The 637-nt window shown below is 50.1% G+C and carries 1 protein-coding gene and 1 pseudogene; both read left to right on the top strand.

The window, feature by feature from the left end:
- The coding region (locus R7190_RS28365) for a FliH/SctL family protein (protein ID WP_318137991.1) at window positions 1-196 on the top strand (196 nt) is incomplete at its 5' end.
- A pseudogene (fliI, locus tag R7190_RS28370) lies at window positions 189-637 on the top strand (flagellum-specific ATP synthase FliI); the annotation flags it as partial. The gene R7190_RS28365 and the pseudogene fliI, both read left to right, overlap by 8 nt.

Genomic DNA, 637 nt, shown 5'->3' on the forward strand with positions numbered 1-637 from the left:
CATTAACGCGGATCTGCCTAAGTCTTGGAAGCTGGTTGCCAACAACGAACTGCCAATTGGTGGTTGTCAGTTAGTGACGGATGATGCGGAAGCAGACGCCAGTTGTGACTCACGCTTAGAGGCGTGCATGGACAACGTAAAACAGCACTTGTTAGACGAAGTCAGCATTCCACAGGTTGAGTCTGAAAATGAGTAGTACATTAAGCCACGAACTATTAAGTGAGCGTTTGAGCGATGCATTAGCATCGCTTGATTCTATTCCTGTTGCGCGAGTAACCGGACGCTTGATTAAAGTGAACGGCTTGATGTTACAAGCGGTTGGATGTCGTTTTAAGCTTGAGCAACGTTGCTTAGTGGAAACCGCCGAAGGCGATATGATCGAAGCACAAGTGGTCGGCTTTGATCATACCGTTGCGTACTTAATGCCAATCCGCCGTTTAGGCGGTTTGTTTGCCGGTGCGAAGGTGATCCCATTAGACGGTGACAGTACCGTGCAACTCAGCTCTCAGTGGATGGGACGCGTGGTAAACGGCTTAGGCGAGCCATTGGATGACGGCATGCCGCTTAAAGGGGGCGATCGTGTTTCACTTGAACCTAAACCGATCAACCCCCTTAAGCGTCGTCCTGTCGATACACC

Source organism: Vibrio sp. 1078-1 (genome assembly GCF_033340475.1).